Origin of the sequence: Rubellimicrobium aerolatum (assembly GCF_017872975.1) — a bacterium.
Classification (GTDB): Bacteria; Pseudomonadota; Alphaproteobacteria; order Rhodobacterales; family Rhodobacteraceae; genus Rubellimicrobium; species Rubellimicrobium aerolatum.
Genome location: NZ_JAGGJP010000020.1, coordinates 19,081 through 41,256 on the forward strand (window position 1 = coordinate 19,081; position 22,176 = coordinate 41,256).

Sequence of the window (22,176 nt, forward strand, 5' to 3'; positions counted from 1 at the left end):
GTCCCGGCCCGCTCTGGCGGGGGGCCGGGACGTGATGGGACGGGACGGGCGCGCGGCCCCGGTCCTCGGGGCGTCAGTAGCCCGGCGCGTCCTCGGCGAACCACTTGGCCAGGAGCTCGTTCAGCGAGCCGTCGGCCTTCATGGCGGAGATGGCCTCGTCGAAGCGGGCCCGGAGCTCGGCGTCGCTCTCGCGCAGGCCCATGGCCATGCCGCCGCCGAGGGGGACCGGCTCGCCGATGAAGGTCAACTCGCCGCCCGAGGACTCGACGATGGGGGCGAGGAAGTCGGTGTCGGCGAACACCGCGTCGGCCTCGCCGTTCCTCATGGCGGCGACGGCCTCCTCCTGGGTGGCGTATTCGAGGAGCGTGGCCCCGGTGCCGGCGACGTGGCTGGCCTGGATGGTGGTGGCCTGGGCGGCGACGACGGCGCCGGCCGGGTCCACGTCGGCGGACAGGCCCACGTAGCTGGAGGGCGTGGCGGGGATGTAGTCCTGGGTGAAGTCGATGACCTCGTCCCGCTCGGGCGTGATGTTCATCCCGGCCATGATCGTGTCGTAGTTGCCCGACACGAGGTTGGGGATGATCGAGTCCCATTCGTTGGTGACCCACTGGCAGGTCAGGCCCGCGCGCTCGCACAGGGCGTTGCCGAGCTCGATCTCGAAGCCGTCGGGCTCGCCGGCGTCGTTGATGAAGCTGTAGGGCGGGTAGCCGCCCTCGGTGCCCATGCGGACGACATCCTGGGCGGAGGCGATCCCGGCGGCGAGCGCCAGGGCGGAGGCGAAGGCGAGGGTCTTCATGGCGGCGTCCTTTGGTGGCCGTGAGCGTCGCCCCCGATCATCGGGGCCGCGCGGGCGGCGGCAAGGGGCGCGACCCAGGTTTCGCGCCCCCTGCCCCGGCTGACGCGGCGTCGCGGCGGGCTCAGGCGGCCAGGAACTCGCGCACGAAGGGGGTGAGCGGGCGGGCCTTGATGTCGGCGGGCTTGCCCATCTGCTCGATGCGGCCCATCGACATGACCACCACGAGGTCGGCCAGCTCCATCGCCTCCTCCTGGTCGTGGGTCACGAAGACGGTCGTGAGGCCCGTGGTGTCGTGGATGTCGCGGAGGCCCTGCCGCAGCTCCTTGCGGACCTTGGCGTCGAGAGCGCCGAAGGGCTCGTCCAGCAGGAGCATCCGGGGCTCGATGGCGAGGGCGCGGGCCAGGGCCACGCGCTGCCGCTGGCCGCCGGAGAGCTGGGACGGGTAGCGTGCCGCGATGTCGGGGAGTTGGATGAGGTCGAGGAGCCTTGTGACGCGCCGGGTGATCTCGGCGTTGGGGGGGCGGGTGGCGCGGGGGCGGGCGCGCAGGCCGTAGGCGATGTTCTCGAACACCGTCATGTGGCGGAAGAGCGCGTAGTGCTGGAAGACGAAGCCCGCGCGACGCTCCTGCACGCGCAGGCCGGTGGCGTCCTGGCCGTCGAACAGGACGCGACCGGAGGTCGGCTCCTCCAGCCCGCCGAGGATGCGCAGCAGCGTGGTCTTGCCCGAGCCGGACGGCCCGAGCAGCGCCACCAGCGCGCCGGAGGGGAGGGCGAGCGAGACGGGGTGCAGCGCGTTGGCCGAGCCGAAGGTCTTGGCGATCTCGTCGATCTCGATGTGCATGGCGGGAATCCTCAGTGGCGGCCGGAGGCGGCGAGCTGGTCGGCGTAGCGCCATTCGAGCAGGCTCTTGAGCGTCAGGGTGACGAGGGCGAGCAGCGTCAGGAGCGCGGCCATGGAGAAGGCGGCAACGGACATGTATTCGTTGTAGAGCATCTCGATCATGATCGGCATGGTCGCCGTCTCGCCCCGGATCTTGCCGGACACGACGGCGACGGCCCCGAACTCGCCCATGGCGCGGGCGTTGCAGAGCAGCACGCCATAAAGGAGCGCCCAGCGGATGTTGGGCAGGGTGACGGTCCAGAACATCCGCCAGCCGGAGGCGCCGAGGGTGAGCGCGGCCTCCTCCTCGGCCTTGCCCTGCTCGGTCATCAGGGGGACCAGCTCGCGGGCGACGAAGGGGAAGGTGATGAACATGGTGGCCAGCACGATGCCGGGGACGGCGAAGACGATGGGCAGGCCGTTCCCCACCAGCCAGCCGCCGAGGAGCGAGTTGGTCCCGAACAGCAGCACGATGCAGAGCCCCGCCACCACCGGCGACACCGAGAAGGGCAGGTCGATGAGCGTCAGGAGCCAGGCCTTGCCGCGCCAGTGGAACTTGGTCAGCGCCCAGGCGGCGGCGACGCCGAAGAGCGCGTTGAGCGGCACCGCCACCGCCGCCACCAGCAGCGTGAGGCGGATGGCGGACCACGCGTCGGGGTCGGACAGCGAGGCCACGGCCACGGCCGCGCCGTCGCGCAGCGCCTCGACGAAGACGGAGGCGAGCGGGACGACGACCAGGAGCGCGAGCAGCGCGAGGACGACGAGGGTCACGGTCCAGCGCAGCCAGCGCGGCTCCTCGGTGCAGCCGACCGCGCGGGCGCGGGGGCGGGCGGGGGCGGTGGCGAGGGGGGCGGATACGGTCATGTCGGCCACGGTCAGGCTCCGGCGGTGTGGCGGCGGCTCCAGACCTGGATCAGGTTGATGAGGAGCAGCAGGACGAAGGAGATGGCGAGCATGGCGACGGCGATGGCGACCGCGCCGTCGTAGTCGAACTCCTCCAGCCGGATGACGATCAGGAGGGGCGCGATCTCGGTCTGGAAGGGAAGGTTGCCGGCGATGAAGATGACGGAGCCGTATTCGCCGACCGCGCGGGCCAGCGCCAGGGCGAAGCCGGTCAGCAGCGCGGGCGTGAGCATCGGCAGGATCACCCGCCGCCAGGTGGTCAGGCGCGAGGCGCCGAGGGTGGCAGAGACCTCCTCCACCTCCTTCTCGATCTCGGCGATGACGGGCTGGACGGTGCGGACCACGAAGGGCAGGCCCACGAAGACGAGGGCGATCCAGATGCCGAGTTCCGTGTAGGCGACGCGGACCCCGAACCAGTCCTGGATCGGGCCGCCCAGCGCGCCGTTCGGGGCATAGAGGGCGGTCAGCGCGATGCCGGCGACGGCCGTGGGCAGCGCGAAGGGCAGGTCCACCGCCGCGTCGATCAGGCGGCGGCCGGGGAACTCGTAGCGCACCAGCACCCAGGCCAGCGCGAGGCCGAAGACGAGGTTGAACAGCGCCGCCACCAGCGCCGCCCGGAAGGACAGCACCAGCGCCGCGAGCACGCGCGGGGAGGAGATGGTGGCCCAGAGCTCGGCGGGGCCGATGCCCGCGGCGCGGATCAGGAGCGCGCCGATGGGCAGCAGCACCACCAGCGACAGCAGCGTCAGGGTGATCCCGAGCGAGAGCCCCCACCCCGGCAGGGGCGAGGGCGCGCGGAGGCTCCAGGCGCCGGGGCGCGTCGTCACTGGCTCCCCTCCGAGTAGATCTGGTCGAAGATGCCGCCGTCGCCGAAATGCTCGGGCTGCACCTTGGCCCAGCCGCCGAAGTCGGCGATGGACACGAGTTCGATCTCGGGGAAGCGGGCCACGTCGTCGGGGTTGGCCTGTGAGGCGTCCCAGCCGCGATAGAAGTTCTTGTAGATGATGGCCTGCGCCTCGGGCGTGTAGAGGAAGTTCAGGTAGGCCTGCGCCAGCTCGCGTTCGGCGTCGTCGGCGAGGTTGCCGTCCACCCAGGTCACGGGCGGCTCGGCCAGCACGGAGACGGTGGGCACCACGATGTCGAACTGGTCGTCGCCGAGTTCGTTCAGGGCGAGGTAGGCCTCGTTCTCCCACGCCAGCAGCACGTCGCCGATGCCGCGCTGGGCGAAGGTGGTCGTGGCCCCCCGCGCGCCCGAGTCGAGCACGGGGACGTGGCGGTAAAGGTCGCCCACGAAGGTCTTGGGGTCCTGGCCGTTGCGTTCCGCCCAGGCCCAGGCGGCGAGGTAGTTCCAGCGCGCGCCGCCGGAGGTCTTGGGGTTGGGCGTGATGACCTCCACGCCCTCCTTCACGAGGTCGCCCCAGTCCTGGATGCCCTTTGGGTTCCCCTCGCGGACGAGGAAGACGATGGTGGAGGTGTAGGGCGAGGAGTTGTGCGGGAGGCGCGACTGCCAGTCCTCGGGGAGGAGGTCGGTCCGCTCGGCGATGGCGTCGATGTCGGAGGCGAGCGCCAGCGTCACCACGTCGGCGCTAAGGCCGTCGATCACCGCGCGGGCCTGGCTGCCCGAGCCGCCGTGGCTCGCCTCGACCTCCACGGGGTCGTGGCCCTGGGATTCCCACCAGGCCGAGAAGGCCCCGTCGATCTCGCGGTAGAGCTCGCGCGTGGGGTCGTAGGAGACGTTCAGGAGGCTGGCCTGCGCGGCGGCGGCCTGCGGCAGGGCCAGCGCGAGGAGCGCGCCCGCCCCGAGGAGGAGGCTGCGGGGAACGGCGGCGAGGGAGGTGATGGCGCGGTTGTGCATGGCGACCTTCATCGTGACCAGGGTTCGCGGGTCCGGCCCGCGTCGCCCCGAATATCGACCGAGTTGATCGTGTTTCGCAAGCCTGAATCTCGTCGAAGTTTGTCGTGATTTCGGGCGCGGGCCGGAAGCCGCCGACGCCGGCCCGGGTCAGGCCGACAACGCGGGGCGGCGGGATTGGTTGCGCGTCAGGCGGCGAAGACCTGCGCCGCCGCCCCCGGCGAACGGGTGAGATCGGCCAGGGTCAGCGATTCGATGAGGACGAGGTAGCTCCAGAACACCTCGGCGAAGACGCGGCGGATGCGGCAGGTCTCCTCGTCGGTGCAGTCGTCGCAGCGGGCGTAGTGGCGCCGCGACAGGCAGGGGAGCGGCGCCATGGGGCCGTCGATGAGGCGGAGCAGCTCGTGGATGGGGACGGTGGCGGGATCCTTGTCGAGGACGTAGCCCCCCGAGCGGCCCCGGATCGAGGAGATGATCCCGGCGTTGCGGATCTCCAGCAGGATGTGTTCGAGGAAGCGCTTGGGCGCGCCGGAGCGGCGGGCGATCTCCTCGATGCGGAGCGCCCGGCCCTCGGCCTCGCGCTCGTCGGCGAGGACCATCAGCGCCTTGAGCGCATACTTCATCTTCTGGGTGATCATGTCGCCCTAGGGCCTAGCGGAACCGGGGCGGTTCTTCAACGCCGACGACGGCCCGCGAGGGTCGCGCGCCCGGGGCGGCGGGCTCAGGCCCCGCCGGCGGCCGACCCGGCGAGGAGCACCTCGCAGGGGCCGAGCGTCACCCGGTCGGGCAGCGGGCCCGCCGCCCCGGAGAGCCAGGCCGGATCGCGCGCGGCCTCGATGGTGGCGGGGCCGAGGATCGCGCCGGTCGGGAAGGGCGCGGGGACGGTCGCCGGATCGAGGGTGGCGTTGGCGAGGATGGCCCCCTCCTCCCAGCTCAGGCCGTGGAGGCCGGGGACGGGATCGACATGGACGACCCTCTCGGCCGCGGCGTTCAGCGCGGCCACGGCCTGGAGGATCGGGCGGGCGCGGCCGTCGCGGTCGAGGAGGCCGAAGGGGCCGTCCGGCGCGGCGAGGGCCACCGCCTCGGCCCCGGCTCGGGCGGCGGCGGCGCAGGCGGCGACGGCGTAGGCGGCGGCCATGAGCCCGTCCTGCCGGGGGTCGCGGTCGGTCATGGTCCGGCGGACGCCCTGCGGGTTGGGGCGCAGGCCCGCGCCGTAGGGATTCGACCTCATGCCGATGGACACGAGCCCTAGCCGCAACCCCCGCCCGCCGGCGATGGCGCGGGCGTCGGCGAAGACCTGCGGCAGGGCCTCCAGCGATTCCAGCACCGAGGCGTCGTCGGCGGCGTGGGCGATGGCCGAGCTGCCGTGCGTGACATAGTGGCCGACCTCCCCCGCCCCCGGACGGTTCGGCTCGGCGGCGTCGGCGAGCAGCGCCAAGCCGATCCGCGCCTCGGGGAAGGCGGCCTGGGCGGCGGCGGCGCAGTCCTCGGGCCCCGGACCCTCGGGCCGGGCGGCGGCGGGCTGTCGGCCCTTCAGGAAGCCTTCGGGCAGCGCGACCACGTGGCGGGGGAAGAGGCCGGCGCGGGCGAGCCGCAGGGCCAGCGCCTCCAGCGCCGGGCCGGGCTCGGCTTCGACGGGGAGCAGCGCCTCGATGTCGAGGGCGCCGCCCAGGGCGAGCGTCCCGCAGGCCGCGCGCAGGGTGGCGTCGTCCTCCTCGCCGGCCCGCAGGCGCAGGAGGAGGCCGCGCGCCGGGAAGGGGCCGCCGGGGCGAAGCCAGCCGGGCTCGGCCGCCAGAAGGATGTCGGGCATCCGGGCCGCGACGGCGCCGGCCGGGCCGCCGGCCACGACGGATTCGGGGGCGGCGTCGCCCAGCCTGATCGCGATGCGTTGGGTCACGGCCTCTCCTCGGGCGATGGGCCGGGCGACGGGGGGCGAACCCGGATGATGTCGCCCGGGGCCGCGTCCGCTCCCCTTGTCCCGGCTCTCCGACGATAGGGGGGCCGGCTCTGCCGGGGCAAGCGGGTCAGAGCCATCCGCGCCACTTGAAGTAGGCCCAGGTGCCGAGTGCCGAAAGAAGCATCAGCGCCAGCGCCGCCGGATAGCCCCAGGTCCAGTCCAGCTCGGGCATGTCGTGGAAGTTCATGCCGTAGACGGTGCCGATCAGCGTCGGCGGCAGGAACAGCACCGCCACGACCGAGACGATCCGCACCGTCTGGTTCTGGCTGAGGTTCACCATCCCGAGCGTGGTGTCGGTGGCGAGGCCCACGCGGCCCGACAGGAAGTCGGCATGGACCTCCAGCGCCTGCATGTCGCGCAGCATCGACTTGACGAAGGGCTTGGTCTCGCGGCCGGCGTCGCCGTGGTCGCTCCAGAGGCTGAACACCGACAGCATCCGCTCCACCGTCAGCAGGCCCAGGCGCACGCGCGCCACCATCTCGCCCTGCCGGCCGGTGGAGCGGAGCGCCTCGGCCAGCTCCTCGGAGGTCAGCGCCTCGTTGGTGCCGGCGTAGACGCGGGCGGCGATGGCGTCGAGCGCGTGGCCGGTCGCCTCCAGCAGGTCGGCGAAGCGGGCGACGATCTCCTCCACGAGGCCGAGGAACAGCCGGGCGGGGGTGCCGCAGCCGGTGGAGGAGCGGTCGGCGCGGGTCGGGTAGGTGTCGAAGGGGCGCGGCGCGTGGTGGCGCACGGTCACGAGGCGTTCGGGCGTCAGGATGAAGGTGACGGGGCCGGTGACGTGCCGGCCGTCCGGGGTCTGGCCGGGCAGGATCACCGTCATGTAGTCCGCGCCGTCCTCGCGGTAGAAGCGGTTGGAGATCTCGATCTCCTCCATGTCGGCGAGGGACGGCACCTCGATGCCGAGCTCGCCCGCGACGCGGGCCGCCTGCTCGGGCTGCGGGCGGTAAAGGTCGATCCAGATGGCGTCGCGGAGGTCGGAGCCGGGCGGCACGCGCTCCAGCCGTCGGTCCGCGAGGCGGTGGATGTGGATCATGGACGGCTCCGGCGGGGCGACGAGCGGGGCGACGGGGAGGACGGCGGGGAGGACGGCGGGCAGGACGGCGGGGGCAGTCCTAGCGCGGCCGGGCCGGGGGGGCCACCCCGCGCGGGTCAGGAGCCGGGCGGCTCGGCCCAGGCCCAGGGGCGCGTGAAGGCCCCGAGGACGCGGGCCACCTCCTCCTCGGCGACGGGGCCGGTGGGCCGCAGCCGCGCCACGAGGCCGAGGCGGCGGTCCTCCACCACCTCGGCCACGCAGGCGGCGACGCCAGCCGACGCCAGCGCCTCGTCGTAGACGCGGCGGATCGCCAGGCGGCGAAGGTCGGGCTTGAAGATCTTGCCCACGGCGGTCTTGGGCAGCTCGGGGAGGATCTCCAGGTGCCGGGGGGCGGCGGCGCGCTCGTGGACACGGGACCGGGCGTGGGCCAGCAGCTCGGCGTCGGTCGCGGTCGCGCCCTGGACCAGTTCGACATAGGCGCAGGGCACCTCGCCCGCGTGGGCGTCGGGCTGGCCGATGGCCCCGGCGAAGGCCACCGCCGGATGCGAGCAGAGCGCGTCCTCGATCTCGGCGGGGTCGATGTTGTGGCCGCCCCGGATGATGATGTCCTTGGCCCGCCCGGTGATCCAGAGATAGCCATCGGGGTCGCGCCGCCCGAGGTCGCCGGTGCGGAGCCAGAGCGGCTCGCCGTCCGGGCCGGGGTAGACGACGGCGGCGTTCCGGGGCGCGTCGGTGTAGGTGCGCCCGGCCCAGACGCCGGGGGAGGCCACGCAGATCTCGCCCACGGTGTCGGGCTCGCAGTCCATCTGCGTGTGGGGGTCGATGACGCGGACCTTCGTGTAGGGGAAGGGGATGCCGATGGAGCCGATCTTCTTGGTGCCCTGCGGCGGGTTGATCGCCACGAGGCAGGTGGCCTCGGTCAGGCCGTAGCCCTCGCAGATGGTGACGCCCGCCGCCGTCTCGAAGCGGCGGTAGAGCTCGGCCGGGAGGGGCGCGGAGCCGCAGAAGGCGAGGCGCAGCGAGGAGATGTCGGCGTTCACCGGGCGCTGCATCAGCGCCGAGATGGCGGTCGGCACGGTGATGAGGAAGGTGACGCCCCAGCGCTCGACCAGCTTCCAGAAGTTGTCGAGGACGCCCTCGCCCCGGTAGCCCGCCGGCGTCGGGAAGACGATGTGCGCGCCCGAGGCGACGGAGGCGCCCAGGGCGACCACGGCGGCGAAGACGTGGAACATCGGCAGCGGGCAGATCATCGTGTCGGTTTCGGTGAACAGGAGCCGGTGGGCGACCCAGCCGTTGTAGATGAGGCCGCGATACCGCTGCTGCGCGAGCTTGGGCAGGCCGGTGGTGCCCCCCGTGTGGAAGCAGGCGGCCACCCGGTCGCCCGCGCTGTCGGGGAAGGCGAGGTCGCGGGGCTGGCGGGCGAGCTCGCGGCGGAAGTCGAGGACGCGGGCCTTGTGGGCCGGGCGATGGCGGGGGCGGATCAGCGGGACGATCCAGCGTTTCGGGCCGGTCAGGTAGCGCAGGAGGTCCACCTCCAGCACCGCCTGGACCTCGGGGGCCAGCGCCATGGCGGCGGCGGCCTTTTGCGCGATGTCGGTCTTGGGAAAGGCGCGCAGCGTCACCAGCACCTTCGCGCCGGTCTCGCGCAGGATGCCGGCGATCTGCTCGGCGTCGAGCAGCGGGTTGATCGGGCTGACGATGCCCGCGACCTGCCCGCCGAGATAGGCCAGCACCGCCTCGGTGCAGTTGGGGAGGAGGTAGGCCACGGTGTCCCCCTCGCCCACGCCCAGGGATCGGAACAGGTTGGCGGCCTGCGCCACCTGCGCGCGTAGCTCGGCCCAGGTCAGCGTCTCGGCCGGGGCCCTGGGGTCGGACAGGAGCTGGAAGCTGGAGGCCGGGCGGTCGGGGACGCGGGCGGCGGTGCGGCTCAGGACGCCCCAGGTGGTGCGCGGCAGGTCGCGGTCGTCCCAGGGGCCCTCGGCCTCGATGGCGGCGCTGTCGCCGGGACCCGCGAAGGCCATGGCCCGTCCTCCCCCCGTGTGGTGGCGGGCCGCCGTGGTCCGGCGATCCCGTGCCGCCAGCATGGAAGGCGCGAGGCCGCGCCGCAACCCCCGGGTGCGCTCACTCGGCGGCGGCGAGCCCTTCGGTGAACTGGAGCCGGGCGAGGCGGGCGTAAAGGCCGCCCTGCGCCACTAGCGCGTCATGGGTGCCCTCGGCCACCACGCGGCCCTCGTCCAGCACCACGATGCGGTCGGCGCGCTTCACGGTGGCGAGCCGGTGGGCGACGATGATCGTGGTCCGGTCGCGCGACAGCGCCTCGACGGCCTGCTGCACGGCGCGTTCCGATTCGGCGTCGAGCGCCGAGGTCGCCTCGTCGAGCAGCAGCAGCGGCGCATTCCGCAGGATGGCGCGGGCGATGGCGATGCGCTGCTTCTGCCCGCCGGACAGCATCACCCCACGCTCGCCCACGAAGCTGTCATAGCCGTCGGGGAGCCGGGTGAGGAAGTCGTGCGCGGCGGCGGCGCGGGCGGCGGATTCCACCTCGGCATCCGTGGCGTCGGGCCGGCCGAAGCGGATGTTGGCGCGCGCGGTGTCGCCGAAGATCACCGGGTCCTGCGGCACCAGCGCGATCTGGCGGCGGAGATCGGCGCGGGCGATGTCGCGCAGGTCGGTCCCGCCGATGGCGACGCGGCCCGCCTGCGGGTCCCAGAACCGTTGCAGGAGCTGGATCACCGTGGTCTTGCCGCTGCCCGAGGGGCCGACCAGCGCCACCGTCTCGCCCGGCCGCACGGTCAGCGTCACGCCGTTGAGCGCGCTGCGGTCGGGCCGGGTCGGGTAATGGAAGGTGACGCCCTCCAGACGGATCTCGGAGGTCGCGAGGCGGGGCGCGGGGAGCGGCGCGGGCGGGTCCTGCACGGCGTCGGGCAGGGTCAGCAGCTCCACCAGACGCTCGGTCGCGCCGGCGGCGCGCTGGACCTCGCTCCAGACCTCGGTGAGCGAGCCCGCCGCCCCGGCGACCAGCACGGAATAGATGACGAACTGCACGAGGCTGCCCACCGTCATCGCGCCGGATTCCACGTCGCGCGCGCCGATCCACAGGACGCCCACCACGCCCGAGAAGATCAGGAAGATGACGATGGCCGTCATCACCGCGCGCAGGCCGATGCGGTCGCGGGCCGATTCGAAGCTGCGTTCCGTCAGGTCGCGGAAGCGGGCGCGCACCGGCCCTTCGGCGGTGAAGGCCTGCACGGTCTGCGCCGCCAGCAGCGATTCCGACGCCGCGCCCGAGGAGGCGGCGATCCAGTCCTGGTTCTCGCGGCTCAGCCGGCGCAGGCGGCGGCCGAGGATCACGATGGGAATGATGATCGCCGGCACGATGAGCAGCACGAGCCCGGTCAGCTTGGCCGAGGTCCACAGGAGCAGCGCCATGCCGCCGAACAGGATCAGGGTGTTGCGCAGCGCCACCGAGATGGAGGAGCCGATCACCGACAGGATCAGCGTGGTGTCGGTGGTGATGCGGCTCAGGACCTCGCCGGTCATCAGGCGCTCGTAGACGGCGGGGCTCATGCCGATCATGCGGTCGAAGACGGCGGCGCGGATGTCGGCGACGACCCTCTCGCCCAGCCGGGTCACGAGGTAGTAGCGCAGCGCCGTGCCCAGCGCGAGCAGCAGCACGATCGCCATCGCCGCCCCGAAGTAGCGGTCGAGCAGCGCCGTCCGGTCCACGCCGAAATGATCGACGATGCGCCGCGCCGCGATGGGCAGGATCAGCGAGATCCCCGCCGTCAGCACCAGCGCCACGAGCGCGAGGCCGAGGAGCCCCCGGTAGGGCTTCAGGAAGGGCCAGAGCGCGGCCAGCGCGCCGACGCGGCGGGAGGACGGGCGGTCCTCGGAGGTCTGTCGGGGGGCTCGGGCCATGTCTGGGGTCTCCTGGACGGCGGGGGGATACGCCCGGCGCGCGGTTGCGGCAAGGTCGCGCTCCGGTGGCGGCGTCAGCCCCCGGCGAGGATCGGCAACTCCACCGTCTCCCGGTCGCCGCCGGTGTCGAAGGTCACCTCCACCCGGTCGCCCACCGCGCGGGCGTCCAGCGCGGCGAGGAGGTCGTCGAGCGTCGCCACCGGCTCGCCGTCCAGCGCCGTGACGACATGGCCGGGGCGCAGGCGGCCGTCGCGGAGCACCTCCGCCGGCGCGATCCCCGCCCGCGCCGCCTCGGAGCCCTGCTGGACGTCCAGCACGACCGCGCCCTCCAGCCCCTGCCGGTTGACGGCGGCGTTGATGCGCGGGTCGAAGCCCAGGCCCAGCGTCGGCGGCGTGTAGCGGCCCGTGCGGATCAGCTCGGGCACCACGCGGGCCACGGTGGCGGCGGGGATGGCGAAGCCGATCCCGGCGCTGCCGCCCGAGGGGGAGTAGATCGCCGTGTTGACGCCGATCACCCGTCCCGAGGAGTCGAGCAGCGGCCCGCCCGAGTTGCCGGGGTTGATCGCCGCGTCGGTCTGGATCAGCCCCCGCCGGATCGTCCCCGCCTGATCGGAGGGCAGTTCGCGCTCCAGCGCCGAGACGATGCCGGTGGTCAGCGTCCAGTCGAGCCCGAAGGGGTTGCCGATGGCGAAGACCCGCGCGCCGACCTGCGGCGGCTCGGGCGGGGCGAGGGTCAGAGGGGGCGGCAGACCCTCGCCGTCGATCAGCAGCACCGCGAGGTCGTGCACGGTGTCGCGCCCGACCAGCGTCGCGTCGAAGGCGCGGCCGTCGGCAAGCTGGACGGAGGCCGCCGTCGCCCCCTCGATGACATGGGCGTTGGTGACGACATGGCCCCGCCCGTCCCAGAGCCAGCCCGAGCCGGTGCCGAGCGGCACCTCGCCCGCCGACCGGCCGAAGAGGTCGCGCCGCGAGGCCGAGGTGGAGATCGCCACCACGCTGTCGCGATGCGCCCGGAACAGGTCGATGGTCGCCGCCTCGTCCGACCCTTCCGGCGCGACGGTGATGACCGCGGCGGGGCCCGCCGGGACGGGGACGGCGGCCTGCCGGTCCCCGAGGAGGCCCGCCCCCTCCAGCCCCAGGCCGATTCCCAGGCCCAGGGCCAGCGCCACGATGACAGCGAAGATCAGGCCGCGCACGCCGCCTCCCTTGTCCGGGGCGCGGGGGCCACCCCACTGGATCGTGCCTTGACCCGCGCCATGTTCCGCCCTTCAACCTAGCCACGCCACCCGCCGCCTCAAGGACCCTCCGCGAGGCCCCCACGACCAGGAGAGACCCGCCTTGCGTTCCGCCCTTCGACTCGCCGCCCTGGCGCTTGCCCTGCCCGCCGCCGCCCAGGCCCTCACCTGCGGCGACGACGCCTCGGGCTTCGAGGCCTGGAAGGGCGAGTTCGCCGCCATCGCCGCCGCCAACGGCGTGGGGGAGCGCGGCCTCTCGGCCCTGACGGGCGCCAGCTACGCGACGCGCACCATCGAGGCCGACCGCAACCAGCGCTCCTTCCGCTATCCGCTCGACGAGTTCCTGCGGATCCGCGGGGCGGAGACCATCGTGGCGCAGGGCTCGCGGATGCTGGCCGAGAACGCCGAGTTCTACGGATCGCTGGAGGCGGCCTATGGCGTGCCCGCCGGGGTGCTGATCGCCATTCACGGGATGGAAACGGGCTTCGGCAACTTCATGGGCGATTCCAACGTCGTGTCGGCGATCACGACGCTGGCCTACGACTGCCGCCGCTCCGAGTTCTTCCAGCCGCACGCCCTGGCGGCGCTGGCGCTGGTGGACCGGGGCTGGGCCTCGCCCCAGTCCATCGGCGCGCGACACGGCGAGCTGGGGCACACCCAGTTCCTGCCGGGCAACGTCCTGCAATACGGCCAGGACGGCAACGGCGACGGCCGGGTGGACCTGAGCGACCTCGCCGACGCCATGGCCTCCACCGCCAACTTCTTCCGGCAGAAGGGCTGGCAGCCGGGCCTGGGCTACCAGGAGGGCGAGCCCAACTGGCCGGTCCTCCAGCAATGGAACGCCGCCACCGTCTACCAGCAGGCCATCGCCCTGATGGGCGCGCGCATCGAGCCCTGACGGGGGGCGGTCAGGCGGGCTCCAGGGCCCGCCGCCGCCGGACGGCGCGCGCCGCCTCGAAGCGGACGCCGTCCCGGCCGCTCCGCTTCACCGCGTAAAGGGCTTCGTCCGCGCCCGTCCGGGCCGTGTCGAGGCCGAGGGGGCTCTCGGTCCAGACGCCGCCGATGCTGGCGGTCACCGCCACCTCGCCCTCGGGAAGGTCGAAGGGTCGCGACCGCAGCAGGTCGCGCAGGCGAGCCGCCGCCCTCGCCCCTTCCGAGGCGTCGAGGCCTGGCATGGCGATCACGAACTCCTCGCCGCCGGTCCGGCCCAGCAGGTCCTCGGGCCGCAGCGCCTCGCGCAGTCGCTCCGCCACGCCCTTGAGCACGGTGTCGCCCGCCGCATGGCCATAGGCGTCGTTCACGCGCTTGAAGTGGTCAAGGTCGCAGCACAGGTAGGCCAGCCCGGCGTCCTCGGGGAGGCGGCCCAGCGCCCGGTCCAGCCCGCGCCGGTTCAGCAGCCCCGTCAACGGGTCGCGCTCGGCCGCGTGGGTCAGGCGGCGCTCCCGCTCGGCGGCCAGCCGCTCCCGTTCGAGAAGGAGACCCACGAGCGTCACGCCCGCCACGTGCAGCGGCACGTGGACGGGGAGCACCTCGCCCAGCAGGACCCTCAGCATCCCCGGCGGGGCGGTCAGCATCGCCGCGACATGCGACAGGCTCAGGATCGCGAGCCCCAGCAGGGCCCGCCACGACATCGACGGACGCGGCCGGGTCAGACGGTTCCAGAGCCAGCCGGCCCCGGCCGCGACCACAAGGATCAGGCAACCCGCCAGGGCCCCCGCGCCGCCGAGCCCCAGCCGCGCCGCGACCGCGATCAGGACGGCGATAGCGGCACCCGGGGGCGACAGGTAGGCCCCGGCCAGCGTGACCGGGACCGAGCGGAGGTCCACGATCCAGCCCTCTCCCAGCGGGGTGCCCTGCCACATGGCGAAGGCCGCCGCCGCCCCGCAGAGCGCCCCCAGCCCCAGTTGGCCCCGGCGTGGCCGACGGGCATGGCGCAGGACAGCCCCATAGGAGGGGGCCAGGAGGCCCATCAGGGCAAGGGTGCCCGGGATGGGCTGGAACAGGTCGGTGGTGAGGTGCATGGAGCCGGCTCTTGAGTTCGGGCGCTTGTCTCAAATGAGGATTAACGATCCGTTAACGACTGTTTCCTGACCCTGCGGAACCGCCCGGATGACGGACGCGCCTTCGTGGCGCCGACCCAGCGCGGACAGGTTCGGGACCAGGCGGCCGGTCAGGAATCGGCAGGATTTCGCCGATCAGTAACCGGGCCCGGGGGCGACGATCCTGGACGGACGTCACGACCGAGCCAAATTCAGAGAATCGCAGCAATGAGGGCCTTGGTCCTACCTCGTGGGAGCGTGCCCTGGAGGCGAGGCCCATCCGGGGGCTCAATGGGGACGCCACGTCCCACGTCGTGGCATCGCCGACACCGGGTTGGCCATCCGGCGCCTCGGCACGTTCTTGGCCAGCGCGACCGAGCCACTCGGGACCGGGGCTCCTCGCGTCAGGCGAGCCCGGTCCTGACCGGGACGGGCTGCTCCTCCGGCTGGCGACGCCCCTGCCCCGCCGCCGGGGAAACCGGCCCTAGAGCACCACGATGCCCGAATGCTTGGCCTTGTCCTCGGGCTCGACGTGGATGGTGATGTGCGCGGGCTCCAGCTCGGCCTGCAGCGCGCGCTCCAGGCGGTCGCAGATCTCGTGGGCGGCGGCGACCGTGGTCTCGCCCGGCACCACCAGGTGGAACTCCACGAAGGTGTGCCGGCCCGCGTGCCGCGTGCGGACGTCGTGCGCCTCCAGGGCGCCATCGGCGTTGAGCGAGATCACCTCGCGGATGCGGGTCAGCAGGTGCTCGGGCACGGCGGCGTCCATGAGGCCGCCGACCGACTCGCGCACGAGCGCCCAGCCCGACCACAGGACGTTGACGGCGACCAGCGCCGCCAGCGCCGGGTCGAGCACCGCCCAGCCCGTCGCCGTCGCCAGGAGCACGCCGATCAGCACGCCCACCGAGGAGATCACGTCCGTCAGGAGATGCCTGCCATCCGCCACCAGCGCCGGCGACCGCAGGCGGCGGCCGCGATGGATCAGCACCCAGCACCAGACGCCGTTGACCGCCCCGGCCAGGGCGTTGACGAGCAGGCCGGCGGGGGCGGCGTCCAGCGGCCGGGGGTCGCGGTAGCCCTGCCAGGCCTCGCTCAGGATGACGAGGGCCGCCACCACGATGAACACGCCCACGACCACGGCCGAGAAGTACTCGGCCTTGCCGTGCCCGTAGGGATGCTCGGCGTCGGCGGGCTTGGCGCTGGTCCGGACGGCCAGGAGCGACACGACGGCGGTGACGACGTTGACGATGCTTTCCAGCGCGTCCGAGAAGAGCGCGATCGACCCGGTGAGCCACCATGCGGCGAACTTGAGCCCGAGCACGAGGAGTCCCACGACGATGCTGGCGGCCGCGATCCTCTGAACCCCTTGCATCGCGCCTCCGTCCTCCTCGCGGGGGCCACGCGCGGTGCCGCGGCCGGGAGCGCCCCCATACAGCACGCCGGCCCCAAGTCCAGAGTGCCGGACCGGGTCGGCGCGCAGGCTAGGCGCATCCGTGGCGCCACGCCAGACGACGGCAACCCGAATGAAACGGAGGGCGGAAGCGTGGTGCCCGGGGGCGGATTTGAACCACCGACACGTCGATTTTCAGTCGACTGCTCTACCCCTGAGCTACCCGGGCACGGGGACGCGGGCGAGGCCGCATCGGGTGGCGGCCTTCTAGGCGAGCCCGCCGGGCCTGTCCAGAGGTGCCGTAAGGGAATATCGGCCCGGTCCTGGAAGCCCTCCGCGCGCCGCCGCCGCCCCCAGGTCATCGACGGCCCGGCCCGGGATCGGCCCAAGACCGGGGGGACCCTTGGCCGCGGGGCGGCTCCGCCGCCTGCCAGGGACGCCGGACGGGAGCATGGACCGAACCGGCTCCCGCCCGAGCGGGCCCTCAACGCTGCGGTCGGGAGCTGCCGCAGGACTAGGAACGTGACCGGTCCTGGTAAATAGCTTCTTTCGGAGGAGGCCGACCCGGTTGGGGTTCCCCAGGACGGATCGATCTTCCTCGGGGTCCGGGGCGACCACGCCCCCGGCCACGGCCCGAACGCCCGTTCCGCGACGCGGGACCGAGCCTTTCGACGCACGGTCCGGGCCTTTCCCACTGGACAACCGGACGCGGCTGCGCCATGTGAATGAACGTTCATTCACTTACCTGGGGGCCGCTGCCGCCGTGCGCCACGAATCGCTGACCCAACCCCCGGCGCAGCCGGCCGACGCGGCCGAGGGCGCGTCGCGCGGGGATGCCCTGCTGGCGCTGGCGCGTCAGGCCTTCGTCGAGAAGGGCTTCGACGGCGCCTCCATGCAGGACCTCGCAAGGGCGGCGGGGATGAGCGCGGGCAACTTCTACCGCTACTTCCCGTCCAAGGCCGCCCTCGTCGAAGCGCTGATCGCCCGCGACTTCGCCGGCGTCGAGGAGGCGTTCCGCGCCATCTCGGCCTCGGACGACCCGCTGGCCGCCCTGCGCGCCACGCTGCGCGGGCGGGTGACCGAGGACTGCGGCAAGGACCACACCCTCTGGGCCGAGATCATGGCCGTCGCCGGCCGCAAGCCCGAGGTGGCCGTCCTCCTCGACCGCTTCGAGCACGGCATCGTCGCGCGGATCGTGGACGTGCTGGCCCTCGTCGGCCAGACCCCGCCCGAGGAGGCGCAACGGCGCTTCGGCGCCCATGCGCGGTTGATCGTCCTGATCGTGCGCGGCGCCATCTGCGGGCACGGAACCCCCGAGGACGGGGGCCCCTCCCCGGCGGATGGCGACCTCAACGCCCTCATCTTCCATACCATAGACCGGCTGATCGACGACGTGCTCGCCGAGAAGGATCAATGACATGACCGCCCTGCCCCTCCGCGCGCTGCTCATCGCCCTGCTGGCAGCCCCGCCCGGCCTCGCCGCCGCGCAGGAGGCGCCAGCGGACGCGCCCGCCGCCACCGCGCCGACCGCCGCCCTCCCCGCCATCACCGTCTCGGAGGTGGAGCCCGTCGCGCTGACCGACCGGGTCGTGGCCTCGGGCCTCGTGGACGCGGTGGAGGAGGTGGCGGTGCAGCCCCTGGTCGAAGGGCAGCCCATCGACGCGCTCTTCGCCGACGTGGGCGACACGGTGGAGGAAGGGCAGGTCCTCGCCCGGCTCTCGACCTCGACGCTGGAGCTGGAGCTGAGCCAGCTCGCCGCCAACCGCGCCTCGGTCGAGGCGCAGATCGCGCAGGCCGAGGCCAGCCTCGTGCAGGCCACCGCCAACGCCGAGGAGGCCGAGCGCGTCGCCGGCCGCAACGCCGAGCTGGTCGAGGCCGGGTCGGTGCCGCAGGCCACCGCCGACCAGACCGCCGCCGCCGCCGCCGCCTCGCGCGCCGCCGTGCGGGTGGCCGAGCAGGGCATCACCTCGGCGCGGGCGCAGCTCGCGCTCGTGGACGCGCAGGTCGCCAACGCCGAGCTGCGGCTCCGCCGGACCGAGGTCCGCGCGCCGGTGGCGGGCCTCGTGGTCGCCCGCAACGCCCAGGTGGGCGCCATCGCCTCGGCGGCGGGCGAGCCGATGTTCATCCTCGTCCGCGACGGCGCGATGGAGCTGCGCGCCGACGTGTCCGAGCAGGATCTCCTCAAGCTCGCGCCCGGGCAGACGGCGAACCTCCTGGCGATGGAGGGATCGGACCCGATCCCCGGCCAGGTGCGGCTCGTGGAGCCCGCCATCGACCCCGAGACGCGGCTGGGCGTGGCCCGCATCCGCATCGACGACCCGGGGCGGGTGGTGAAGGGGATGTTCCTGACCGCCGAGGTCATCGTCGCCCGTCGCGAGATGCTCGCCGTGCCGGTGAGCGCCGTGGGCACGGGCCCCGAGGGGGCGAGCGTGCTGCGCGTCGCGGACGGCGTCGTGCGGCGGGTGCCGGTCTTCGTCGGCATCCGCGACGGCGGGCTGATCGGCGTGTCGGGGCTGGGCCGGGGCGACCTCGTGGTCACCAAGGCCGGCGCCTTCGTGCGCGACGGCGACCGCATCAACCCGATCCCCGCCGGGGCCGCCGGCACGGACACCGCCGCCGCGGCGCAGGCCGCCACGGCCAGCCAAGGAGCCACGGAATGAACTTCTCCGCTTGGGCCATCCGCAACCCGGTCGCGCCGCTCCTCGCCTTCGCGCTGCTGCTGCTGCTGGGCTGGCAGAGCTTCAACGCCCTGCCGATCACGCGCTTCCCGTCCATCGACGTGCCGCTGGTCGCCGTCACGGTGACGCAGGAGGGCGCGGCCCCCGCCGAGCTGGAGACGCAGGTCACCAAGATCGTCGAGGATGCCGTGGCCGGCATCGCCGGGGTCAAGACCGTCACCTCGACGGTGGTGGACGGCCAGTCCTCCACCGCCATCGAGTTCCGCATGGAGATCCCGACCGAGCAGGCCGTGGACGACGTGAAGGACGCCGTGGACCAGGTGCGCGGCGACCTTCCGGCCGACGTGGACGAGCCGCGCGTCGTCAAGATCGACGTGGAGGGGCAGGCGATCCTGACCTACGCCGTCAGCGCCCCCGCCCTGACCTTCGAGGAGCTGTCCTGGTTCGTGGACGACACCATCAAGGGCGAGCTCCAGGGCCGCGCCGGCGTCGGCCGGGTGGACCGCTACGGCGGCGCCGACCGGGAGATCCGGGTGGAGCTGGACCCGCTGCGGCTGGACGCCTACGGGATCACCGCCGCCGCCGTCAGCCAGCAGCTCCGCGCCACCAACGCCAACCAGGGCGCAGGCCGCAGCGAGCTGGGCGAGGGCGAGCAGGCGATCCGCCTGCTGGGCGACCGGGGCGACGCCGAGCGGCTGGCGCGCACGACCATCGCGCTCCCCTCGGGCCAGCAGGTGCGGCTGGAGGACCTCGGCACCGTGACCGACACCTTCGAGGAGCTGCGCTCCTTCGCGCGGGTGGACGGGCAGGAGGTCGTGGTCTTCGCGGTGTTCCGGTCGAAGGGCGCGTCCGAGGTGTCGGTGGACGAGACGGTGACGCAGGCGCTGGACGGCATCCGCGCGGCGAATCCGGGCGTCAGCATCACCAAGGTCGATGACACGGTCTTCTACACCTACGGCAACTACGAGGCCGCGCTCCACACGTTGCTGGAAGGGTCGATCCTCGCGGTGCTGGTCGTGCTCGCCTTCCTGCGGAACTGGCGCGCGACGCTGATCGCCGCCGTGGCGCTGCCGCTGTCGGCCATCCCGACCTTCTGGCTGATGGACCTGCTGGGCTTCTCGCTCAACCTCGTGAGCTTCCTGGCCATCACGCTGGCGACGGGCATCCTGGTGGACGACGCCATCGTGGAGATCGAGAACATCCAGCGGCACATCCGCATGGGCAAGACGCCGTATCGCGCCGCCATCGAGGCGGCGGACGAGATCGGCCTCGCGGTGATCGCCACCACGTCCACCATCGTGGCGGTGTTCGTGCCCGTCAGCTTCATGCCGGGGATTCCGGGGCAATACTTCCGGCAGTTCGGCCTGACGGTCGCCATCGCGGTGCTGTTCTCGCTGCTGGTGGCGCGGCTCGTCACGCCGCTCATGGCGGCCTACCTGATGCGCGACAAGGACGGGGCGGGGCACGGGGAGCAGAAGGACGGCCTGTTCATGCGGGCCTACATGGCCTTCGTGAGGGTGACGCTGAAGGTGCGCTACCTGACGCTGCTGGCCGCCTTCGGCATCCTGGGCGTGTCGCTCTACTTCATGGCGCAGGTGCCGGGGTCGTTCATCCCGCCCGAGGACGTGAGCCGCTTCCCCATCTCGGTGGAGCTGCCGCCCGGCGTCACCCTGGAGGAGACCGAGCGGACGACGGACGCCATCCACGCCCGCATCGCCGACGTGGACGGCGTGCAGAGCGTGTTCGTGCTGGGCGGCTCCTCGCCCACCGGCGACATGGACGTGCGACGGGCGAGCGTCACGGTCATCCTCGACCGGCTCGACAACTCGCTCGAACGCAAGCTCCTCGACCTCGCGGAGCGGGTGCCGGTGCTGGGGGCCCTCGTGCCGGACGTGCCGCCGCACGGGCGCGTCCGCCCGCAGGCCGAGATCGAGCAGGAGGTCTTCGCGCGGCTGGCGGGCATCCCCGACATCCGGGTGCTGAAGCTCAACGACCGGGGCGAGCGCGACATCTCGTATTGGGTCAAGGCCGACGACCCCGAGGCGCTGGCCGAGGCCGTCGCCCGCATGGAGGCGGCGCTGCGGGGCGAGCCCACGCTCCAGGCCGTCGCGACCGAGGGCGCCCTGCCCCGGCCCGAGGTGCAGGTGACGCCGCGCGCCGAGGAGGCCGCCCGGCTGGGCGTCACGACGGCGGCCATCGCCGAGGCGGTGCGCGTCGCCACCATCGGCGACATCGAGGCGGCGCTGGCCAAGGTGAGCGTCGGCGACCGGCAGATCCCGGTGCGGGTGCAGCTGAGCGAGGCCGCGCGCGAGGACCTGTCGCGGATCGCCGCGCTCCGCATCCCCACCGCGAACGGCGGCTCGGTGCCGCTGAACGCCGTGGCGGACGTGGAGATCGCCGAGGGGCCGTCGGTCGTGGAGCGGATCAACCGGCAACGCTATGTCACCATCGGGGCGAACCTGCCCCCCGGCGTGGCGCTGGGCACCGCGCAGGCGCGGTTCGACGCGATCGTCGGCGGGCTGGAGCTGCCGGCGGGCGTCGTCGTCACCGCCGCCGGCGACGCCGAGATCCAGGCCGAGATGCAGCAGAGCTTCGGCAACGCCATGCTGCTCGGGCTGCTGCTCGTGCTGGCGGTGCTGGTGCTGCTGTTCCATTCGGTCATCCAGCCCTTCACGATCCTGTTCTCGCTCCCCCTCGCCATCGGCGGCGTGGCGGCGGCGCTGATCGTGACCTCCAGCCCGCTCTCCATGCCGGTGCTCATCGGCATCCTGATGCTGATGGGGATCGTGACCAAGAACGCCATCCTGCTGGTGGACTTCGCCATCGAGATGCGGGCGCGGGGGATGAGCCGCTTCGACGCCATCGTCGAGGCCGGGCACAAGCGGGCGCGGCCGATCGTGATGACCTCCATCGCCATGTCGGCGGGGATGCTGCCCTCGGCGCTGGGCGTGGGCGAAGGGGGATCGTTCCGCGCGCCCATGGCGACGGCGGTGATCGGCGGGATCATCGTCTCGACGGTCCTGTCCCTGGTCATCGTGCCGTCCTTCTTCCTCATCATGGACGACATCCAGCGGGGCCTGAGCTGGATGTTCAGCCGGTTCGTGGGCGCCAAGGAGGCCGAGCCCGAGGAGCCGGGCGCGGCGGAGCTGGCGGCGGGACTCGCCGCGCGGCGCGCGGAGATCGCGGCCCTCGAATCGCGGCTCGTCCGGCTGGAGGCCGAGGGCGCGCGTCCGGTTCTTCATGTAGCCGAGTAGGGTCGTCAGCATCGTCGGGCCTCCTTTCGGGTCTGGCGGTTTCGGGGGGGCGTCCGGGCCAGGGGTCCGGGCGCCGTTGTCTCGTCGTGTGGGAATCAGCATAGCCGGAGAGCGTTGACGGAGCCTGACGGCAACGAACGCCCAGCCCCCGTTTCGCGCAACGCCCCCGGCGGTTGCGCGAATCACGTCAGGCCACACGCGGAACGGGCTGCGGGCGGCCCCGGCCGGGCCGTTCGGGGGCG

17 protein-coding genes and 1 tRNA gene are annotated in these 22,176 nt (G+C 73.2%); 4 read left to right on the forward strand and 14 right to left on the reverse strand.

Annotated features, from left to right (window positions below; genetic code table 11):
• Window positions 1-73: 73 nt before the first annotated feature.
• The 11 genes from J2Z33_RS15940 to J2Z33_RS15990 form a co-directional block, all read right to left on the reverse strand.
• Window positions 74-796: a transporter substrate-binding domain-containing protein gene (locus J2Z33_RS15940; protein WP_209842890.1), complete on the reverse strand. Its 723-nt coding sequence runs from the start codon at window positions 794-796 to the stop codon at window positions 74-76.
• Window positions 797-917: 121 nt separating this feature from the next.
• Complete coding sequence (locus J2Z33_RS15945) at window positions 918-1,637, reverse strand: sulfate/molybdate ABC transporter ATP-binding protein (RefSeq protein WP_209842891.1); 720 nt, start codon at window positions 1,635-1,637, stop codon at window positions 918-920.
• 11 nt (window positions 1,638-1,648) lie between these two features.
• Window positions 1,649-2,539, reverse strand: a complete 891-nt coding sequence (cysW, locus tag J2Z33_RS15950) for a sulfate ABC transporter permease subunit CysW (RefSeq protein WP_209842931.1) — start codon at window positions 2,537-2,539, stop codon at window positions 1,649-1,651.
• Window positions 2,540-2,550: 11 nt separating this feature from the next.
• Complete coding sequence (cysT, locus tag J2Z33_RS15955) at window positions 2,551-3,405, reverse strand: sulfate ABC transporter permease subunit CysT (RefSeq protein WP_209842893.1); 855 nt, start codon at window positions 3,403-3,405, stop codon at window positions 2,551-2,553.
• Window positions 3,402-4,433: a sulfate ABC transporter substrate-binding protein gene (locus tag J2Z33_RS15960; protein WP_209842895.1), complete on the reverse strand. Its 1,032-nt coding sequence runs from the start codon at window positions 4,431-4,433 to the stop codon at window positions 3,402-3,404. The genes cysT and J2Z33_RS15960 overlap by 4 nt, the downstream gene beginning before the upstream one ends.
• 185 nt (window positions 4,434-4,618) lie before the next feature.
• Window positions 4,619-5,068, reverse strand: coding sequence for an RrF2 family transcriptional regulator (locus tag J2Z33_RS15965; protein WP_209842898.1), 450 nt, complete (start codon window positions 5,066-5,068; stop codon window positions 4,619-4,621).
• Between the two features lie 83 nt (window positions 5,069-5,151).
• Window positions 5,152-6,327: a D-apionate lactonase family protein gene (locus J2Z33_RS15970; protein WP_209842900.1), complete on the reverse strand. Its 1,176-nt coding sequence runs from the start codon at window positions 6,325-6,327 to the stop codon at window positions 5,152-5,154.
• 127 nt (window positions 6,328-6,454) lie between these two features.
• Window positions 6,455-7,420, reverse strand: a complete 966-nt coding sequence (locus J2Z33_RS15975; protein ID WP_209842902.1) for a magnesium transporter CorA family protein — start codon at window positions 7,418-7,420, stop codon at window positions 6,455-6,457.
• A 116-nt stretch (window positions 7,421-7,536) separates the two neighbouring features.
• Window positions 7,537-9,441 (reverse strand): acyl-CoA synthetase, encoded by a 1,905-nt coding sequence (locus J2Z33_RS15980; RefSeq protein ID WP_209842904.1) that lies wholly within the window; start codon window positions 9,439-9,441, stop codon window positions 7,537-7,539.
• Window positions 9,442-9,541: 100 nt separating this feature from the next.
• Complete coding sequence (locus tag J2Z33_RS15985) at window positions 9,542-11,338, reverse strand: ABC transporter transmembrane domain-containing protein (RefSeq protein WP_209842906.1); 1,797 nt, start codon at window positions 11,336-11,338, stop codon at window positions 9,542-9,544.
• 74 nt (window positions 11,339-11,412) lie between these two features.
• Entirely contained in the window at window positions 11,413-12,534 is a 1,122-nt protein-coding gene (locus tag J2Z33_RS15990; protein ID WP_342454216.1) for a S1C family serine protease, read from the reverse strand.
• 142 nt (window positions 12,535-12,676) lie between these two features.
• On the opposite strand from J2Z33_RS15990, the gene J2Z33_RS15995 reads away from it, so the two are divergent.
• Window positions 12,677-13,471, forward strand: a complete 795-nt coding sequence (locus J2Z33_RS15995) for a lytic murein transglycosylase (RefSeq protein WP_209842907.1) — start codon at window positions 12,677-12,679, stop codon at window positions 13,469-13,471.
• Window positions 13,472-13,481: 10 nt separating this feature from the next.
• Here J2Z33_RS15995 and J2Z33_RS16000 read toward each other — a convergent pair whose 3' ends face one another.
• The 3 genes from J2Z33_RS16000 to J2Z33_RS16010 form a co-directional block, all read right to left on the reverse strand.
• A complete protein-coding gene (locus tag J2Z33_RS16000) occupies window positions 13,482-14,594 on the reverse strand; it encodes a GGDEF domain-containing protein (RefSeq protein ID WP_209842908.1) in 1,113 nt (370 codons plus the stop codon).
• Between the two features lie 502 nt (window positions 14,595-15,096).
• Window positions 15,097-15,984, reverse strand: coding sequence for a cation diffusion facilitator family transporter (locus J2Z33_RS16005; RefSeq protein ID WP_209842909.1), 888 nt, complete (start codon window positions 15,982-15,984; stop codon window positions 15,097-15,099).
• Between the two features lie 172 nt (window positions 15,985-16,156).
• A tRNA-Phe gene (locus J2Z33_RS16010) sits at window positions 16,157-16,231 on the reverse strand.
• Between the two features lie 492 nt (window positions 16,232-16,723).
• On the opposite strand from J2Z33_RS16010, the gene J2Z33_RS18780 reads away from it, so the two are divergent.
• The 3 genes from J2Z33_RS18780 to J2Z33_RS16025 are packed head-to-tail and all read left to right on the forward strand — an operon-like array spanning window position 16,724 to window position 21,934.
• The gene (locus J2Z33_RS18780; RefSeq protein ID WP_209842910.1) at window positions 16,724-17,419 is read left to right on the forward strand and encodes a TetR/AcrR family transcriptional regulator; all 696 of its coding nucleotides are present in this window, start codon (window positions 16,724-16,726) and stop codon (window positions 17,417-17,419) included.
• A gap of 1 nt (window position 17,420) precedes the next feature.
• A complete protein-coding gene (locus tag J2Z33_RS16020; RefSeq protein ID WP_209842911.1) occupies window positions 17,421-18,662 on the forward strand; it encodes an efflux RND transporter periplasmic adaptor subunit in 1,242 nt (413 codons plus the stop codon).
• A complete protein-coding gene (locus J2Z33_RS16025; RefSeq protein WP_209842912.1) occupies window positions 18,659-21,934 on the forward strand; it encodes an efflux RND transporter permease subunit in 3,276 nt (1,091 codons plus the stop codon). Before J2Z33_RS16020 ends, J2Z33_RS16025 begins: the two co-directional genes overlap by 4 nt.
• Window positions 21,935-22,176: the final 242 nt, after the last annotated feature.

Bases quoted from the DNA above. Each gene is read 5' to 3' on its own strand.
- J2Z33_RS15985 (WP_209842906.1), bottom strand. From the start codon at position 11,338: ATGGCCCGAGCCCCCCGACAGACCTCCGAGGACCGCCCGTCCTCCCGC.
- cysW (WP_209842931.1), bottom strand. From the start codon at position 2,539: ATGACCGTATCCGCCCCCCTCGCCACCGCCCCCGCCCGCCCCCGCGCC.
- J2Z33_RS15975 (WP_209842902.1), bottom strand. From the start codon at position 7,420: ATGATCCACATCCACCGCCTCGCGGACCGACGGCTGGAGCGCGTGCCG.
- J2Z33_RS15940 (WP_209842890.1), bottom strand. From the start codon at position 796: ATGAAGACCCTCGCCTTCGCCTCCGCCCTGGCGCTCGCCGCCGGGATC.
- J2Z33_RS16000 (WP_209842908.1), bottom strand. From the start codon at position 14,594: ATGCACCTCACCACCGACCTGTTCCAGCCCATCCCGGGCACCCTTGCC.
- J2Z33_RS15965 (WP_209842898.1), bottom strand. From the start codon at position 5,068: ATGATCACCCAGAAGATGAAGTATGCGCTCAAGGCGCTGATGGTCCTC.
- J2Z33_RS16005 (WP_209842909.1), bottom strand. From the start codon at position 15,984: ATGCAAGGGGTTCAGAGGATCGCGGCCGCCAGCATCGTCGTGGGACTC.
- J2Z33_RS15945 (WP_209842891.1), bottom strand. From the start codon at position 1,637: ATGCACATCGAGATCGACGAGATCGCCAAGACCTTCGGCTCGGCCAAC.
- J2Z33_RS15980 (WP_209842904.1), bottom strand. From the start codon at position 9,441: ATGGCCTTCGCGGGTCCCGGCGACAGCGCCGCCATCGAGGCCGAGGGC.
- J2Z33_RS15960 (WP_209842895.1), bottom strand. From the start codon at position 4,433: ATGCACAACCGCGCCATCACCTCCCTCGCCGCCGTTCCCCGCAGCCTC.
- J2Z33_RS16025 (WP_209842912.1), top strand. From the start codon at position 18,659: ATGAACTTCTCCGCTTGGGCCATCCGCAACCCGGTCGCGCCGCTCCTC.
- J2Z33_RS16020 (WP_209842911.1), top strand. From the start codon at position 17,421: ATGACCGCCCTGCCCCTCCGCGCGCTGCTCATCGCCCTGCTGGCAGCC.